The organism is Pseudomonas hormoni, assembly GCF_018502625.1.
GTDB lineage: Bacteria > Pseudomonadota > Gammaproteobacteria > Pseudomonadales > Pseudomonadaceae > Aquipseudomonas > Aquipseudomonas hormoni.
On sequence record NZ_CP075566.1, the window covers coordinates 4,054,676 to 4,070,623 of the forward strand.

Genomic DNA, 15,948 nt, shown 5'->3' on the forward strand with positions numbered 1-15,948 from the left:
GCAAGCTTCTCCTGATTCAGGCCAGCGCTGCGCGGGCGGCAGCAAAGGCGTCTGGGGTATTGAGGTTGGATGTCGACACGCCTTCGGCGCAGCGCTTGTTCAAGCCGGCCAGCACTTTGCCAGGACCGCATTCGACCAGTTGGGTCGCGCCCTTGGCAGCCAGTGCCTGGACCGATTCGACCCAGCGCACAGGCTTGTAGAGCTGTTCAAGCAGATCGCGCTTGAGGGTTTCGAGATCGGCCGGCACGTTCGCGCTGACGTTTTGTACCACAGGGATCTGTGGTTCCTGCCAGTTGATCGCAGCGATCGACTCGGCAAAACGTTCGGCCGCTGGACGCATCAGCTCGCAGTGGGACGGCACGCTGACCGGCAACGGCATGGCGCGCTTGGCACCACGCGCCTTGCAGCCTTCGATGGCACGCTCGACCGCAGCCTTGGCACCGGCGATTACCACCTGGCCTGGCGAGTTGAAATTCACCGCGCTGACCACTTCGCCCTGCGCCGCTTCGGCACAGGCTGCCAGTACGTCGGCATCGTCCAGACCGAGAATGGCAGCCATGCCGCCCTGCCCGGCCGGAACGGCTTCCTGCATCAGCTGACCACGACGCTCAACCAGTTTGACGGCGTCGCCCAGACTCAGGCTGCCCGCAGCCACCAGCGCGCTGTATTCGCCCAGGCTATGACCGGCAACATAAGCCGGACGCGCACCACCTTCCGCCAGCCACAGACGCCACAAGGCGATCGAGGCGGTCAGAATGGCCGGCTGGGTTTTATCGGTTTGATTGAGTTGCTCTTCCGGCCCCTGTTGGGTCAGTGCCCACAGATCGTAACCGAGAGCGTCGGATGCTTCTTTGAATGTTTCAAGGACTACAGGATGTTGCGCGCCCAACTCGGCCAGCATGCCGAGGGACTGCGAACCCTGTCCTGGAAAGACGAATGCGAGGGAAGCAGACATGTAACAAGCCCCTAATGATCTTGTCGTCGGAGAATTGACGTCCCGCTTGGGGGACGCAAGAAACTGACAGTTTGGATGGCCAATTGAACTGAGCGGTCACATTTAAGCATTGTCCGACGAAAATGCCTAAAGCAACAAATCCTCCAGACGACCGTGAATCCGTTCCGGCAGGTTTTCCTGAATCTCGATCAAGGCTCGCGAGATGGCACTCTGAAAACCCTGAACCCCTGCAGAACCGTGACTTTTCACCACAATGCCCTGCAAACCCAGGAAGCTTGCACCGTTATGCCGCGCGGGCGCCAGGTCCGCTTGCAGGCGTTTCATCAGTGGCAACGCCATTGCGCCAATTATTTTTGATGCAACGTTTTTTTTGAACAGGGCTTCGATGCGACCGGAGATCATGGTCGCCAACCCTTCGCTGGACTTGAGCAGGATATTGCCGACAAAGCCGTCGCACACCACCACATCCGCCTCGCCCCGGTACAAGCCGTCACCTTCGACAAAACCGATGTAATTGATGCCGCGAGCACTTTGCAACAAAGTCGCCGCCAGCTTGACCTGCTGATTGCCCTTGATGTCTTCGGTGCCAATGTTCAGCAACGCAACACGCGGGCGAACGATACCGAGGGTTTCTGCCGCCACCGACCCCATCACCGCAAACTGCAGCAGATGCTCGGCACTGCAATCGACGTTGGCGCCCAGATCGAGCAACTGGCAATAGCCCTTCTGCGTCGGAATCGCCGCGACCATGGCCGGCCGATCAATGCCCGGCAAAGTCTTGAGCACAAACCGCGACAAAGCCATCAGCGCGCCGGTATTGCCGGCGCTGACGCAGGCCTGAACCTTGCCGTCACGCAGCAACTCGAGCGCCACACGCATTGACGAATCGGGCTTGCCGCGCAACGCCTGGGCAGGCTTTTCGTCCATTGTGATGACTTCGGATGCCGGTGCAATCGACAGGCGCGAGCGATCCACAGCCGATTGGCCAGCGATCAATTCTTCAAGAAGGGAGGGTTGACCGACAAGGGTCAGGTGCAGCGAGGGCGTAGCATTCAGACAAGCAAGGCTGGCCTGAACAATGCTGCGGGGACCGAAGTCCCCGCCCATTGCGTCAATCGCGATGACTTGAGCGGACAAGTGATTACTCGTCAGCGCCCTTGTCGATCACTTTACGGCCACGGTATACGCCTTCTGGCGATACGTGGTGACGCAGGTGAACTTCACCAGTGGTTTTTTCTACAGACAGGGTGCTAGCCTCGAGAGCGTCGTGCGAACGACGCATGTCACGGGCAGAGCGGGATTTTTTGTTCTGCTGAACAGCCATAATTGATTAACTCCTAAACGTTTGGGTCACGCTTTAACTGCGCCAATACACTGAACGGGTTGGACCGCGTTACCTCGTCCTCGCTCGGTTCGGCCTCTTCGAGACCCCCCGGCTGCTGGCATTCTTCCGGATGATGAGCAGGCACAATGGGCAAGGCGAGCAGAAGCTCCTCCTCGATCAGTGACTGCAGATCCAATGGATCTTCGCCCAGTTCCAGCACGTCATAACCTTTCGGCAACGACTGGGTATTCGCACCCTCCTTCACCACAGCATAACTGCATTCGCTGTGGATCGGCAGGGTGACCAGCTCAAGACAACGCTGGCAAACCATTTTGACTTCGGTGTCGATAAAACTGTGGATTACCACAGACTTACGTTCATCTCGTTCAAAAACGAATTTAGCCTGCACCGTACCGACAGTGTCGGAAAGCGGGTCGCAGAGTCTCTCCAAATCGGCCAGCAGCAGTTCACCTTGAAGGGTGGTGCCACGGTCAGCCAATTTGCGCGGGTCAACGTGAGGTGGAATCGGGTCATTCAACATAGGCGCAGCATTATAGGGATGCACCCGGCCATGTCAAAGGAAATTCAGCCCTGTCCGTCACCTGGAAGCCTCGCTAGAATTCGCGCCTGTCTTCTGGAGATGCGCATGCTGCCTTTATTACTCGCTTCAAGCTCGGTATATCGCCGGGAATTGCTGGCCCGCTTGCAGCTGCCATTCACCTGCAGCTCGCCTGATATCGATGAAAGTCATCGACCAGGAGAACCCGCCATCGAGCTGGTAAAGCGCCTCGCGAAGGAAAAGGCCCAAGCCCTTGCCGGCAGCCACCCCGTTCATCTGATCATCGGCTCCGACCAGGTCGCAGTACTCGGCGACAGGATAATCGGCAAGCCCCACACCTTCGAAAAGGCCCGCGAACAGCTACAGGCTTCCAGCGGCGCCAGCGTGACCTTCCTGACCGGCCTCGCCCTGCTCAATAGCCAGACCGGACACTGCCAGGTCGACTGCGTGCCATTCACCGTACACATGCGCGTACTCGACACCGCACGCATCGAACGCTACCTGCGCGCCGAACAACCCTACGATTGCGCTGGCAGCTTCAAGGCCGAAGGTTTGGGGGTGAGCTTGTTTCAAAGCACGGAAGGCCCTGACGCTACCAGCCTGATCGGCCTGCCGCTGATTCGCCTGATCGACATGCTACTGAATGAAGGCGTGCAAATCCCCTGAACACAAAAAACCGGCCACGAGGGCCGGTTTTTTATGCAGGCAGAAGATCAGCGCAGTGACGGACCGTGAAAACCCATCCACATCGCCAACTGCTCAGCCACACTGGCGCCAAGTTTCTTCGAGAAGCGATCGAACGGCGACTCCTGAACGGTGAAGTCCACCAGCTCTTTTTCACCGATCACATCACGCGCCACCGAACTGGCATTACCCAGACCATCGATCAGCCCCAGAGGCAGCGCCTGCTCACCGGACCAGACCAACCCGGAGAACAGCTCCGGATGCTCCTTGTCCTTGAGGCGATCGCCACGACCCTTCTTGACGCTGCTGATGAACTGCTGGTGCGTCGTATCGAGGACGCCCTGCCAGAACTGAGTCTCCTCAGGCTTTTGCGGCTGGAACGGATCAAGGAACGACTTGTGCTCGCCAGACGTGTAGGTCCGACGCTCGACACCCAGCTTCTCCATGGTACCGACAAACCCGTAACCCGCCGCCGTCACACCAATGGAGCCCACCAGACTCGCCTTGTCGGCGTAGATCTGATCCGCCGCACTGGCGATGTAATAAGCGCCGGAAGCACCCAGGTCGGAGATCACCGCGTAAACCTTGGTATCCGGGTGCAAGCCACGCAACCGGCGGATCTCGTCATAAACGTAACCCGACTGCACCGGACTGCCGCCCGGACTGTTGATGCGCAGAATGACGCCCTTGACCTTTTCATCCTCGAAGGCCGCACGCAGGCTGCCGACGATATTGTCAGCGCTGGCGGGCTCCTTGTCGGCGATCATGCCCGTCACGTCGATCAGCGCGGTGTAATTGGCGCTGCGGGTCGCGGCCTTTTCCATATCCATCAGCGGCGTGAACAGAATCAGCGCGCCAAACAGATACACAAAGGTCAGCAGCTTGAAGAAAATCCCCCAACGCCGCGACCGGCGTTGCTCCTGGACACTGGCCAGCAGGGTCTTCTCCAACAGCTTCCAGCTCTTCTCGTCACCGCTCTCCGCACTCGCCTTGGCGGGCGCCTTCCATTCGTCGGTCATGACATCTACCCCAGCAAAAATCTATTAGGCCCGCTGATTCAGCCAGGCATGCAATTCTGAAAAACGATCGATGGCCAGCGCCGGTTCGAACAGCTTCAGCGCCTCGATCGATTGCGCGCCGTAGCTGACCGCCACCGAACCCATGCCGGCATTGCGCGCCATCTGCAGGTCGAAGGACGAATCACCGACCATCAACGCTTGCTCCGGGCGAACTTCGCAATGAGCGAGGATCTGCTCAAGCATCAGCGGATGGGGCTTGCTGGCTGTTTCGTCGGCCGCGCGGGTGATGTCGAAATAATCGTCCCAACCGTGCGCCTTCAGCACGCGATCCAGCCCGCGACGCGCCTTGCCGGTCGCTACCGCCAAGTGATAACCCTCGGCGCGAAACGCCTCCATCGACTCGACTACCCCTTCAAACAACGGAGAAGGTACGGCTTCCGAGGCGATGTAGTGATCGGCATAGTGCTGACGGAAAGCTATCAGCTCGTTGTCGCCGATTTCCGGATACAACGTACGAATGGCCTCCGGAAGACCCAGCCCGATGATGCCTTTGACGGCAAAATCATCGCGCAACTGGAAGCCGGAGCGTTCGGACGCGACGTGCATCGCCTCGACAATCCGACCAATGGAGTCGGCGAGAGTGCCGTCCCAATCGAAAATCAGCAGCTTGTAATCAGAGGGGTGCACTCAGGCGCTCCACGGTTTTGGCCCACATCTCGTCGACAGGCGCCTGTAACTTGAGCTCGCTGCCATCGGGCAACGGCACGGTCAGCATGTAGGCGTGCAGAAACAGGCGCTTGCCGCCCAGATCGCGGATTTCCTTGCTGAAATCGTCGTCGCCGTACTTGGTGTCGCCAGCAATGCAGTGCCCGGCGTGCAGGGTGTGAACGCGGATCTGGTGAGTGCGGCCAGTGATCGGCTTGGCTTCGATCAGGGTGGCAAAGTCGCCGAATCGACGCAGGACCTTGAACACGGTCACAGACTCCTTGCCCTCCTCCTCATCGACCTCGACCATGCGCTCGCCGGAGCGCAGATTGCTCTTGCCGAGCGACGCACGAACTTGCTTGATCGAGGCCGCCCAGTTACCGCGGACCAGCGCCATATAGCGCTTATCGACGCCATCTCCGCGCAATGCCGTGTGCAAGTGACGCAGCATGCTGCGCTTCTTGGCGATCATCAGCAGGCCGGAGGTGTCACGGTCGAGACGGTGAACCAGCTCGAGCTCCTTGCAATCCGGACGCAACTGACGAAAGGCTTCGATCACTCCGTAAGTCAGGCCGCTGCCTCCGTGAACCGCAATGCCGCAAGGCTTGTTGATCACGATCAGCGCCTTGTCTTCAAAGACAATCGAGGCTTCAAGGCGTTGCAGCAGACCCTGGGCCAGCGGCACCGGCTCGTCGCGCTCCGGCACGCGAACCGGCGGCACGCGCACGATATCGCCCGCCTGCAGCTTGTATTCGGGCTTGATCCGACCTTTGTTCACCCGCACTTCGCCCTTGCGCAAAATGCGGTAAATCAAGGTCTTGGGCACGCCTTTGAGCCGAGCGAGAAGGAAGTTATCAATACGTTGGCCGGCATATTCCGGCGAGACCTCAAGCAGTTGTACGGCTGGGGTCGAGGGGGCAGTAGTCGTCATGGCGCGGATGATATCAATTTTTTATGGAATTGAAGCACTTAATCATTACTGCTATAGTCGCGAACGCCGCCAAAAGCGGCCTGGACAGCGGACAAACGGTCAAAAACCGGCCCTGACCAATGCAATTCACCAGGACGCGAGGCCGTCCTACGGGGCTTTCGCTACGTAACGGTGGAGTTTGCAGGTGTAACGAGCGCAGGTGACATAAGGCCTGAATCACGCCGCAAAGCAGAGTTTTCACTCGCTTCGCGAGCCAATATTCACGGCCAGTTCACAAAGTGCAGTCAGCTGCGAATGACCCCGAGCGAACGCTTCGGAAACACCGCCTAAATTAGCCATGATGCGTGACCTCCCCTTTCGGAGCTCACGGTAAATGCCAACCCGCTGCGGATTCTGCGCGCGGCAGCACCCGAATTATCAGGGATACGTGTAGGGTGGAGATGCACAACCGCTGGACTGTGTAGCAATAGGCTTTATCAAGACGCTTCATCTCGTCCACAGCCGCCGGTTGATTCCTCCTCCTGACTGAGTGCTTAAGTAGCCACAGCAAGCAGGACGCGTACGTCGCGACGAAGGCCCACATTGGCCGGACTTCGCTGGACACGGGAATGGCCAACCACTCCCGACGCACCTGACACCGACCGTGAGAAGTCGTGTGTGCCGAACGCCGTTTCCGGCAGCCCGGAAACCGACGGTACTACATGAAAAGAATGCTGATTAACGCAACTCAACCCGAAGAGTTGCGTGTTGCACTGGTAGATGGCCAACGCCTCTACGACCTGGACATCGAATCCGGTGCACGCGAGCAGAAGAAGGCCAACATCTATAAAGGCCGGATTACTCGCATCGAACCAAGCCTTGAGGCTGCCTTTGTCGATTTCGGCTCCGAGCGCCACGGCTTCCTGCCCCTCAAAGAAATCTCCCGCGAATACTTCAAGAAAGCCCCTGAAGGCCGCGTCAACATCAAGGACGTCCTGAGCGAAGGCCAGGAAGTCATCGTTCAGGTCGAAAAAGAAGAACGTGGCAACAAGGGCGCCGCCCTGACCACCTTCATCAGCCTGGCCGGTCGTTATCTGGTACTGATGCCGAACAACCCGCGTGCCGGCGGTATCTCCCGTCGCATCGAAGGTGAAGAGCGCAACGAACTGCGTGAAGCCCTGAACGGTCTGGTTGCCCCGGCCGACATGGGTCTGATCGTTCGCACTGCCGGCCTTGGCCGCAGCAGCGAAGAAATGCAGTGGGACCTCGATTACCTGCTGCAACTCTGGACCGCCATCAAAGAAGCCTCGCTGGATCGCTCCGCGCCATTCCTGATCTACCAGGAAAGCAACGTGATCATCCGCGCCATCCGCGATTACCTGCGCCAGGACATCGGCGAAGTGCTGATCGACAGCGTTGAAGCCCAGGACGAAGCCCTGACCTTCATTCGCCAGGTGATGCCGCAGTACGCCAGCAAGATCAAGCTGTATGAAGACAGCGTTCCGCTGTTCAACCGTTTCCAGATCGAAAGCCAGATCGAGACCGCTTTCCAGCGCGTCGTTGAACTGCCTTCCGGCGGCTCCATCGTCATCGATCCGACCGAAGCCCTGGTGTCCATCGACATCAACTCGGCGCGCGCCACCAAAGGCAGCGACATCGAAGAAACCGCCCTGCAGACCAACCTTGAAGCCGCCGAAGAAATCGCCCGTCAGTTGCGCTTGCGCGACATCGGCGGCCTGATCGTCATCGACTTCATCGACATGACCCCTGCCAAGAACCAGCGCGCCGTGGAAGAGAAAGTCCGCGAATGCCTGGAAGCCGACCGCGCTCGCGTGCAAGTCGGTCGCATCTCGCGCTTCGGCCTGCTGGAAATGTCCCGTCAGCGCCTGCGTCCATCGCTCGGCGAAAGCAGCGGCATCGTTTGCCCGCGTTGCAACGGCACCGGCATCATCCGTGACGTTGAATCGCTGTCGCTGGCGATCCTGCGCCTGATCGAAGAAGAAGCCCTGAAAGACCGCACCGCCGAAGTTCGCGCACAAGTGCCGATTCCGGTTGCAGCCTTCCTGCTCAACGAAAAACGCAACTCGATCACCAAGATCGAACTGCGCACCCGTGCCCGCATCGTCATTCTGCCGAACGATCACCTCGAAACGCCGCACTTCGAAGTTCAGCGTCTGCGTGATGACAGCCCGGAAGCCAGCATCAACCAGTCCAGCTACGAAATCGCTGCGGCCGCTGCCGAAGTCGAAGAAGTCCAGCCAGCCGCTGCGACCCGCACCCTGGTTCGCCAGGAAGCCGCAGTCAAGACCGCTCCGGCCCGCGCCAACGCTCCGGTTCCGACCGAAGTCGTCGCTGCCGCACCTGTTGCCGCACCGGCCGTCGCGCCAGAGCCAAGCCTGTTCAAAGGCCTGGTGAAGTCGCTGGTCAGCCTGTTCGCTACCAAAGAAGAGCCTGCCGCTCCGGTTGTGGTTGAAAAACCGGCGACCACCGAGCGTCCGGCGCGTAACGAAGAGCGTCGCAACGGTCGTCAGCAGAGCCGCAACCGTAACGGTCGCCGCGATGAAGAACGCAAGCCTCGCGAGGAACGTGCACCGCGTGAAGAACGCGCACCGCGTGAAGAACGCGCACCACGCGAAGCCCGCGAAGAAACCCCGGCAGTCGCTCGCGAAGAACGCGCTCCACGTGCCCCTCGTGAAGAACGTGCTCCGCGCGGTGAAGAACGTGCACCGCGCGCGCCTCGCGAAGATCGCAAGCCACGTGGCGAGCGTGAAGAACGCGTTCGTGAACTGCGTGAACCTCTGGATGCCACCGCTCCGGCCGCTGCAGCTACCGCTGAAGAGCGTCCAGCTCGTCAACCACGCGAAGAGCGTGCTCCACGTCCACCGCGTGAAGAGCGTCAACCACGTGCAGAGCAAGCCGCTGCCGCTGTTGCCGAAGAAGAGCTGACCGGCAACGAAGAGCAACTGCAGGAAGACGGTCAGGAAGGCGCCGAAGGCGATCGTCCACGCCGCCGCTCCCGTGGCCAGCGTCGTCGCAGCAACCGTCGCGAGCGTCAACGCGATGCCAACGGCAACGTGATCGAAGGTTCGGAAGAATCGGAATCTGCCGAAGGTAGCGAAGCTGGCGAAAGCCGCGAAGCGCCAAGCGCTGCCGATCTGGCCGCCGGCCTGGCTGTAACCGCAGCCGTTGCCAGCAGCGTGATCAGCGCTCCGGCTGAAGCACAAGCCAACGAGCAAGCCGAACGCGCCACTGCTGCCACACTGGAAACCGCTCCAGTAGAAGCGCCAGTCGTTGAAGCGACCACGCCTGTAGAAGTCACTGCCGCTCCGGAAATCGAAGTGGCTCCGGTTCGTGAAGCACAGCCTGAAGTCGAAGCTGCCGCTGAACCGACCTTCGTTGCTGAAGCGCCTGCCGTGGTTGCAGAACCGGTTGCTGAAACCGTGACCGAAACGGTTCGTGAAGTTCGCGAAGAGCAAACCGCGTTCAACTGGGTTGCCGAGCCAGCTGTTGCCGAAACGCCAGCTCCAGCGCCAGTCGCTGAGAGCGAGACGACTGAAGCCATGGTTTCCGAGCCAGTTGTGGCTGCTGCCGAACCCGCTCCAGTGGTTGAAGCGCCGGTTGTCGCTGAAGTGGCTGCACCCGCCGTTGAAGCCGCTCCTGTCAGCGCCCTGACGCCAAGTGGCCGCGCGCCGAACGACCCGCGTGAAGTGCGTCGTCGCAAGCGTGAAGAAGAGCGCCTGCAGAAGGAAGCCGAACTGGCTGCCGCTGCTGCTCCGGTCGCTGTCGAAGTGGCACCGGTTGTGGCTGAAGTCGTCGAGGCTGCTCCTGCCCCGGCTGCTGAAGTCACTGCCGAGCCGGTTGAGTCCGTGATCGACGAAGCACCGCGCTCCGTTCAGGAAGCGGTAGAGCAACACGAGCAAGCCCTGGAAAAAGAGCACGAGCCTAAACCCCTCGCCTGATTCCATCGGCCACTAGAAAGCCCCGCCTGGTGATCCAGGCGGGGCTTTTTTTATGTCGGTATTTAAACAGGTAGACCGCGTTATCGTTCTTCGCGGGCAAGCCACGCTCCCACAGGTTTTGTGTCGCTCACAGAAATCATGATCGACACAAAACCTGTGGGAGCGTGGCTTGCCCGCGATGGCGATCTATCAGGCGAAGACCAACGCCTCAGGCACGTCCACGTCCCACAACACACCGGGATCATTCACTGTCACTTCCAATACTCGTCCCTGCGCAAACAACGGCTTGGCCCCACGATCTCCGGACAACGCCATCAATCCCGGTCCGAACGAACGTCCGAAACCCACCGGATGTCCATACTCGCCATTGACCACCGGAACACTGATCCCATCATCAGCAATCCCCGCCACCACCCGATCAATACTCGACGGCAAAATAAACGGCATATCACCCAACACAATCAACCACCCACCGAGCTGCGGACACGCCGCCACCCCAGCCGCAATGCTGTCGCCCATGCCGGTCGAGTCGATCAGCACAATCTCGAAACCATACGCCTGAGCCATACGAGCCACTTGCGGGCGATCTTCGGTCGTCACCAGCACACGTTTCGCCAGTGTGGGCGGCAAACTCACCAGCACCTGCTCGATCACCGAACGAACAGCGCCATCGCGTCCCGTACAGTCCGCCAACAACTTATCCTTATCGGTCCCCGCCACCTGCCGAAACCGGTTGCCCTGCCCTGCCGCCAACACGATGGCGCCGATTGGCTCACTCATACCTCCTCCCGCAACGGCTTCTTCTGTTTCAGCTCGACGCCGTTCTTGATCGCCACGATTTCGGCCAGCAGCGATAAGGCGATTTCCGCCGGGGAATGGCTGCCGATGTGCAGACCGATCGGCCCGTGCAAGCGCTCGATGGCCTCTTGTGACAAGCCTAGCTGAGCCAGGTTATCCCGGCGCTTCGTTGACCCGCGAGCCCAGCGCGCCGACATAAAAGGCCCAGGAGTCGAGGGCCGTGAGCAACGCCATGTCATCCAGGCGCGGATCGTGGGTCAGCGCGACGATGGCCGTGCGTTCGTCGGTTTGAATGTTCTGCACCGCTTCGTCCGGCATGCCAGGGACAAAGCGACCATGCCGTTCTTCCCAGCCGTGAACGAATTCGGTACGTGGGTCGCAGATCAGCGGTGGCTAAGTAATCCAGCATTAACAACAAAGCCCTGCACAATCGAAGATGTGCAGGGCTTTGAGATCAGTCTTGAAAGCGTTGCTTCAATACCGATTGGGCTCCATTTCCAGGTCGACATGGAAACGTTCGGAAATGTCTTTTTGAATGCGCTGCGCCAGGTTCAACAACTGCAGGCCAGTCGCGGCCCCGTAGTTGACCAGCACCAGCGCCTGCAATTTATGCACGCCTGCGTCGGCCTCGCGGAAACCTTTCCAACCTGCCCGCTCTATCAGCCAGCCCGCAGCCAGTTTCATCTGCCCATCGGGTTGCGCGTAAGCCACCAGTTCCGGGTACTCGCCTTTGAGCTGAGCGACCAGCGCAGCCGAGACCAAGGGATTCTTGAAGAAACTGCCGGCATTACCGAGCACTGCCGGATCCGGGAGCTTTTCATTGCGGATGCTGCAAATCGCCTGGCTGACGTCGGTGGCGGTCGGGTGATCGATACCCTGCTCGGTCAGGCGCTGGCGCACCGGGCCGTATTCCAGATGCAGGTGCGCGGCGCGGTCCAGGGCGAAACGAACGCGAAGAATCAACCAGCGTCCCGGCTCCTGTTTGAACAAGCTGTCGCGATAAGCGAAGTTGCACTCGGCCAGCGTGAAGTCCCGCAACTCGCCGGTCTGGCGATCCAGAGCGGTCAGGCCGGCGAACACGTCCTTGATCTCCACACCGTAGGCACCGATGTTCTGCATCGGTGCCGCGCCAACGGTGCCGGGGATCAGGCTGAGGTTTTCCAGCCCCGACAAACCCTGCGCCAGCGTGTGTTGCACGAACGGATGCCAAGGCTCGCCGGCCTCGGCTTCGATCACGACCTTGCTGCCGTCGTCGCTCAGAATACGAATTCCGCGTGTCGCCATGCGCAGCACCAGCGACTGGATATCGGCGGTCAGCAGCAGATTGCTGCCACCGCCAATCACCAGCAGCGGCACGTCATGCTCCGCCGCATAGGCCAGCGCCTCACGCACGTCGGCATCGCTGCGGGCTTCGGCAAACAAACGCGCCTGAACGTCCACGCCAAAGGTATTGAACGGTTTGAGCGAAACCCGGGGTTGAACCTGCAAACTCATACCCGGCCCTTCAATTCGATCACCAGCAGGTCGGTCGCGCGCTCGATCAGATCCAGCACGTGCTCGAAGCCTTGGTCACCATCGTGGTACGGGTCCGGCACTTCATCGACGTCTGACTGGTAGCGACGCAGGAACAGGTCCAGCTCCGCCTTGCCCCTGGCGGGTTGCAGGGCCTCGAGGTTGCGCAGGTTGCTGTGGTCCATCGCCAGGATCAGGTCGTAGGTGGCGAAATCGGCGCGGGTCACTTGCTGGGCGCGCTGGGCGGACAGGTCGTAACCGCGCAGCCTGGCCGCGGCCTGGCTGCGTTTGTCCGGCGCCCTGCCGACGTGCCAGTCACCGGTGCCGGCGGAGGCCACTTCGACCTGATCGGCCAGCCCCGCTTCCCGCAGTTTATGCCGCAGCACGCCTTCGGCCGTCGGTGAACGGCAGATGTTGCCCAGACAGACGAACAGAACCCGCATCAGACCTCCAGCAGGCGACGAACGCGCTCGAGGTCTTCGACCGTGTCGACGCCAGTGGGCGGCGCGATCAATGCGTCGGCGACGTGAATTCGCACGCCGTGCCACAGCGCACGCAGTTGCTCCAGGGATTCGGTGTTTTCCAGCCAGCATGGGCCCCAACTGACGAAGTCATGCAGGAAACCGGCGCGGTAGGCATAAATGCCGATATGGCGGCGATACGGCACGCCTTGCGGCAGCACTTCGCGATTTTTCGCGAACGCATCCCGGGCCCACGGCAACGTCGCGCGACTGAACGTCAGCGCCAGGCCGTTGAGGTCGCTGACGACCTTGACCACGTTGGGATTGAACAGGGTTTCAACGTCTTCGATCGGCTCGGCCAATGTGGCCATGCGCGCTTCGGTGTGGGCGGCCAGGTTGGCAGCAACCTGATCGATCACGCTCGGCGGGATCAGCGGTTCGTCACCCTGAACGTTGACCACGATGGCGTCAGGCGCCAAACCGAGTTTTGCGGCGACTTCGGCCAGGCGGTCCGTTCCGGAGTTGTGATCTTCGCGGGTCATCACCACTTCAGCGCCAAACGCGTTGCACGCCTCGACAATGCGCGCATCGTCGGTGGCAACCACCACGCGCTCGGCGCTGCTTTTGCTCGCCTGTTCCCAGACGTGCTGGATCATCGGCTTGCCGGCGATCAGCAGCAGCGGTTTACCCGGCAGGCGGGTGGAGGCGTAACGCGATGGTATGACAACGGTAAAGGCTGTGGTCATTTATCCAGACGCTCGTCAGTGGTCAGGGTGCGGGCTTCGGTTTCGAGCATCACCGGGATGCCGTCGCGAATCGGGTACGCCAGGCCGGCGCCCTTGCTGATCAGCTCGGTTTTGTCGGCGCTGAGCTTGAGCGGGCCTTTGCAGACCGGGCAAGCGAGGATGTCGAGCAATTTGGTGTCCATGAGCATTCCCTGGATAAAACGGTTTAAGGCAAAAGACGAGCCGGCAACAGGCGCATCAGCTGCGTATCGAACCAGGCCACGAAGGCCGGCGATGGCGCAGCATCGACCGCCAGGTACCACCAATCGGCGGCGGCGAAGGCACGGCACTTCACCGCGTCCTTTTCGGTCATCACCAACGGCAATGACGGTGTGAAATTCAAGGCCTGCACGCTGTATTCGGCGTGGTCGGCAAACGCATGCGGGACTGGCTGCCAGTGTAGCGTTTCGAGGGTCGTGAAGAAACGCTGCGGATTGCCGATACCGGCCACGGCGTGCAGCGCCTGGCCTGCGGGGAAGTGATCGAGGGGACGGCGTTCACCGCTGTGCAGATTGACCAGTTCGGTGGGTTGCAGTTGAAAGGCAAAACCGTTGTCGCGATCATTGGTGGCGCCGTTGTACAGCACCGCGTCAACGCTTTGCAGGCGTTCTGCCGGCTCGCGCAACGGCCCGGCAGGCAGGCAACGTTTGTTGCCCAGGCCACGGGCGGCGTCGATCAACACCAATTCAAGGTCCCGCGCCAACCGGTAATGCTGCATGCCGTCATCGGACAGGATCAGGTCCAGTGGTTCGCTCGCCAACAGCGCTTTGACGGCGCTGCTGCGGTCCGGGTCGATCATCAACGGCACGCCGGTGCGCTGGACGATCAACAGCGGTTCATCGCCCGCCACATCGGCGCTTTGCTCGGCCTCGACGCGCCATGGCAGTTGCGGCGGTTTGGCGCCATAGCCGCGGCTGACCACGCCGACCCGCAAACCGCTGCGCTGGCAATGCTGGATCATCCACAGAATCAGCGGTGTCTTGCCCGTACCGCCCACGGTGATGTTGCCGACGACGATCAACGGCACCGGCGACTGATAAATCTCGCCCTCACCCGCCAGAAAGCGTTTGCGCTTGTTCATGACCACGCGCCGATACAGCCACTCCAGTGGCTGCAATAACTTCAGGGCCGGATGACCGTCGTACCACGCGGCGAGCAAGCGATCGGACATGGCCATCAGGGCGCGGGCGGCGCCGCCTCGACTGTGGTCATGCGCAAGTGACTGAAACCGAGTTTGCCGGCGGCATCCATCGCGGTGATGACCGACTGATGTTGAGTCTTGCCGTCCGCACTGATGGACAACGGTAGATTGGTGTCGCCGCTGGACTCTTTCTGCAACGCTTCCATGAGCGTGGTCAGGTCGTTCTTCTGCAAGACCTGATTGTTCACCGAGAACACGCCTTCGGCACTGATGGCGACATCCAGATGTTTGACCTGCTGGTCTTCGGCAGGCGAACCACTGACCGCTTCCGGCAGATCGACGCGTAACTGGGTTTCACGGGTGAAGGTGGTGGTCACGACGAAAAACAGCAGCAGGATAAACACCACGTCGATCAGCGACGCGAGGTTGATGTCCACATTCTCCCGTTGCTTGCGGCGAAATTTCACGCTCTTTTGCCCTCGGACAGGTCCACGTCACGGTCACCCTGCACCACCTCGACCAGTTTGATCGCTTCCTGCTCCATGCCCACCACCAGCTCATCGATCCGGCGTTGCAGGAAACGGTGGAAGAACACTGACGGGATACCGACCATCAGGCCCGCAGCCGTGGTAATCAGCGCCTTGGAAATACCACCGGCCAGCACCGCGGCGTTGGTGGTCATGCCCGAGCCCATGAACGCGCTGAAAATATCGATCATGCCCAACACCGTGCCCAACAGCCCCAGCAACGGCGCCATCGCGGCGATGGTGCCGAGGGCGTTGATGTAGCGTTCGAGCTCGTGAATCACTCGCGCAGCGGCCTCTTCGATGCACTCCTTCATGATCTCGCGACCATGCCTGGAGTTGGCCAGGCCCGCCGCCAGGATCTCGCCCAACGGCGAGTTGGCGCGCAGTTCCTTGAGTTTGTCTTTATTGAGTTGCTTGTCCTTGATCCACACCCAGACCTGCCCGAGCAGATGCTCCGGGGTCACACGGCTGGCACGCAGGGTCCAGAGACGCTCGGCGGTGATCGCCATGGCCGCGATGGAACTCAGAATGATCGGCAGCATCATCCAGCCGCCGGATTTGACCAATTCCCACACAGTGACAGTCCCCTCGAAAAAGTGCGCCACTCTA

General features: G+C 60.5%; 17 protein-coding genes and 1 pseudogene. 2 read left to right on the plus strand and 16 right to left on the minus strand.

Features of this window, described 5'->3' with window-relative positions:
• Positions 1 to 16: 16 nt before the first annotated feature.
• From fabD to KJF94_RS18885, 4 genes are all read right to left on the minus strand, one after another.
• Complete coding sequence (gene fabD / locus KJF94_RS18870; RefSeq protein ID WP_214377835.1) at positions 17 to 955, minus strand: ACP S-malonyltransferase; 939 nt, start codon at positions 953 to 955, stop codon at positions 17 to 19.
• 126 nt (positions 956 to 1,081) lie between these two features.
• Positions 1,082 to 2,092: a phosphate acyltransferase PlsX gene (gene plsX, locus KJF94_RS18875; protein ID WP_214377837.1), complete on the minus strand. Its 1,011-nt coding sequence runs from the start codon at positions 2,090 to 2,092 to the stop codon at positions 1,082 to 1,084.
• Positions 2,093 to 2,096: 4 nt separating this feature from the next.
• Positions 2,097 to 2,279 carry a 50S ribosomal protein L32 gene (gene rpmF / locus KJF94_RS18880; RefSeq protein WP_003179396.1) on the minus strand — a complete coding sequence of 61 codons (183 nt, stop codon included), beginning with the start codon at positions 2,277 to 2,279 and terminating at the stop codon, positions 2,097 to 2,099.
• Positions 2,280 to 2,292: 13 nt separating this feature from the next.
• Positions 2,293 to 2,820, minus strand: a complete 528-nt coding sequence (locus tag KJF94_RS18885) for a YceD family protein (RefSeq protein ID WP_017340114.1) — start codon at positions 2,818 to 2,820, stop codon at positions 2,293 to 2,295.
• A gap of 105 nt (positions 2,821 to 2,925) precedes the next feature.
• Here KJF94_RS18885 and KJF94_RS18890 point away from each other — a divergent pair, with 105 nt between their 5' ends.
• Complete coding sequence (locus tag KJF94_RS18890) at positions 2,926 to 3,504, plus strand: Maf family protein (RefSeq protein ID WP_214377839.1); 579 nt, start codon at positions 2,926 to 2,928, stop codon at positions 3,502 to 3,504.
• A gap of 47 nt (positions 3,505 to 3,551) precedes the next feature.
• On the opposite strand, the gene sppA is transcribed toward KJF94_RS18890, so the two are convergent.
• From sppA to rluC, 3 genes are read right to left on the minus strand one after another with little or no spacing between them, the layout of a single operon-like run.
• Positions 3,552 to 4,541 (minus strand): signal peptide peptidase SppA, encoded by a 990-nt coding sequence (gene sppA, locus KJF94_RS18895; protein ID WP_150631735.1) that lies wholly within the window; start codon positions 4,539 to 4,541, stop codon positions 3,552 to 3,554.
• Between the two features lie 24 nt (positions 4,542 to 4,565).
• Positions 4,566 to 5,228: an HAD-IA family hydrolase gene (locus KJF94_RS18900; RefSeq protein WP_214377841.1), complete on the minus strand. Its 663-nt coding sequence runs from the start codon at positions 5,226 to 5,228 to the stop codon at positions 4,566 to 4,568.
• Entirely contained in the window at positions 5,215 to 6,177 is a 963-nt protein-coding gene (gene rluC, locus KJF94_RS18905; RefSeq protein ID WP_214377843.1) for a 23S rRNA pseudouridine(955/2504/2580) synthase RluC, read from the minus strand. The genes KJF94_RS18900 and rluC overlap by 14 nt, the downstream gene beginning before the upstream one ends.
• Positions 6,178 to 6,878: 701 nt before the next feature.
• Between rluC and rne the strand changes: the two genes are divergently transcribed.
• A complete protein-coding gene (gene rne / locus KJF94_RS18910; protein ID WP_214377845.1) occupies positions 6,879 to 10,115 on the plus strand; it encodes a ribonuclease E in 3,237 nt (1,078 codons plus the stop codon).
• A 189-nt stretch (positions 10,116 to 10,304) separates the two neighbouring features.
• On the opposite strand, the gene KJF94_RS18915 is transcribed toward rne, so the two are convergent.
• The 9 genes and pseudogenes from KJF94_RS18915 to KJF94_RS18955 all read right to left on the minus strand — a co-directional run bounded on the left by KJF94_RS18915 (position 10,305) and on the right by KJF94_RS18955 (position 15,914).
• Positions 10,305 to 10,895 carry a nucleotidyltransferase family protein gene (locus KJF94_RS18915; protein ID WP_214377847.1) on the minus strand — a complete coding sequence of 197 codons (591 nt, stop codon included), beginning with the start codon at positions 10,893 to 10,895 and terminating at the stop codon, positions 10,305 to 10,307.
• A pseudogene (locus tag KJF94_RS18920) lies at positions 10,892 to 11,300 on the minus strand (XdhC family protein); the annotation flags it as partial. The pseudogene KJF94_RS18920 and the gene KJF94_RS18915, both read right to left, overlap by 4 nt.
• An 87-nt stretch (positions 11,301 to 11,387) precedes the next feature.
• A complete protein-coding gene (gene murB / locus KJF94_RS18925) occupies positions 11,388 to 12,407 on the minus strand; it encodes a UDP-N-acetylmuramate dehydrogenase (RefSeq protein WP_214377849.1) in 1,020 nt (339 codons plus the stop codon).
• Positions 12,404 to 12,868, minus strand: coding sequence for a low molecular weight protein-tyrosine-phosphatase (locus tag KJF94_RS18930; protein WP_214377851.1), 465 nt, complete (start codon positions 12,866 to 12,868; stop codon positions 12,404 to 12,406). Before KJF94_RS18930 ends, murB begins: the two co-directional genes overlap by 4 nt.
• The gene (gene kdsB, locus KJF94_RS18935; RefSeq protein ID WP_214377853.1) at positions 12,868 to 13,632 is read right to left on the minus strand and encodes a 3-deoxy-manno-octulosonate cytidylyltransferase; all 765 of its coding nucleotides are present in this window, start codon (positions 13,630 to 13,632) and stop codon (positions 12,868 to 12,870) included. Before kdsB ends, KJF94_RS18930 begins: the two co-directional genes overlap by 1 nt.
• A complete protein-coding gene (locus tag KJF94_RS18940; protein ID WP_007945752.1) occupies positions 13,629 to 13,814 on the minus strand; it encodes a Trm112 family protein in 186 nt (61 codons plus the stop codon). The genes kdsB and KJF94_RS18940 overlap by 4 nt, the downstream gene beginning before the upstream one ends.
• Positions 13,815 to 13,837: 23 nt before the next feature.
• Entirely contained in the window at positions 13,838 to 14,848 is a 1,011-nt protein-coding gene (lpxK, locus tag KJF94_RS18945; protein WP_214377855.1) for a tetraacyldisaccharide 4'-kinase, read from the minus strand.
• Positions 14,848 to 15,279 carry an ExbD/TolR family protein gene (locus KJF94_RS18950; RefSeq protein WP_214377856.1) on the minus strand — a complete coding sequence of 144 codons (432 nt, stop codon included), beginning with the start codon at positions 15,277 to 15,279 and terminating at the stop codon, positions 14,848 to 14,850. The genes lpxK and KJF94_RS18950 overlap by 1 nt, the downstream gene beginning before the upstream one ends.
• On the minus strand, positions 15,276 to 15,914 hold the full coding sequence (locus KJF94_RS18955; RefSeq protein WP_214377858.1) for a MotA/TolQ/ExbB proton channel family protein: 639 nt from the start codon (positions 15,912 to 15,914) through the stop codon (positions 15,276 to 15,278). The genes KJF94_RS18950 and KJF94_RS18955 overlap by 4 nt, the downstream gene beginning before the upstream one ends.
• Between the last annotated feature and the right edge of the window lie 34 nt (positions 15,915 to 15,948).

Bases quoted from the DNA above. Each gene is read 5' to 3' on its own strand.
- fabD (WP_214377835.1), bottom strand. From the start codon at position 955: ATGTCTGCTTCCCTCGCATTCGTCTTTCCAGGACAGGGTTCGCAGTCC.
- lpxK (WP_214377855.1), bottom strand. From the start codon at position 14,848: ATGGCCATGTCCGATCGCTTGCTCGCCGCGTGGTACGACGGTCATCCG.
- kdsB (WP_214377853.1), bottom strand. From the start codon at position 13,632: ATGACCACAGCCTTTACCGTTGTCATACCATCGCGTTACGCCTCCACC.
- KJF94_RS18930 (WP_214377851.1), bottom strand. From the start codon at position 12,868: ATGCGGGTTCTGTTCGTCTGTCTGGGCAACATCTGCCGTTCACCGACG.
- KJF94_RS18885 (WP_017340114.1), bottom strand. From the start codon at position 2,820: ATGTTGAATGACCCGATTCCACCTCACGTTGACCCGCGCAAATTGGCT.
- KJF94_RS18940 (WP_007945752.1), bottom strand. From the start codon at position 13,814: ATGGACACCAAATTGCTCGACATCCTCGCTTGCCCGGTCTGCAAAGGC.
- KJF94_RS18890 (WP_214377839.1), top strand. From the start codon at position 2,926: ATGCTGCCTTTATTACTCGCTTCAAGCTCGGTATATCGCCGGGAATTG.
- sppA (WP_150631735.1), bottom strand. From the start codon at position 4,541: ATGACCGACGAATGGAAGGCGCCCGCCAAGGCGAGTGCGGAGAGCGGT.
- rpmF (WP_003179396.1), bottom strand. From the start codon at position 2,279: ATGGCTGTTCAGCAGAACAAAAAATCCCGCTCTGCCCGTGACATGCGT.
- KJF94_RS18915 (WP_214377847.1), bottom strand. From the start codon at position 10,895: ATGAGTGAGCCAATCGGCGCCATCGTGTTGGCGGCAGGGCAGGGCAAC.
- rluC (WP_214377843.1), bottom strand. From the start codon at position 6,177: ATGACGACTACTGCCCCCTCGACCCCAGCCGTACAACTGCTTGAGGTC.
- murB (WP_214377849.1), bottom strand. From the start codon at position 12,407: ATGAGTTTGCAGGTTCAACCCCGGGTTTCGCTCAAACCGTTCAATACC.
- rne (WP_214377845.1), top strand. From the start codon at position 6,879: ATGAAAAGAATGCTGATTAACGCAACTCAACCCGAAGAGTTGCGTGTT.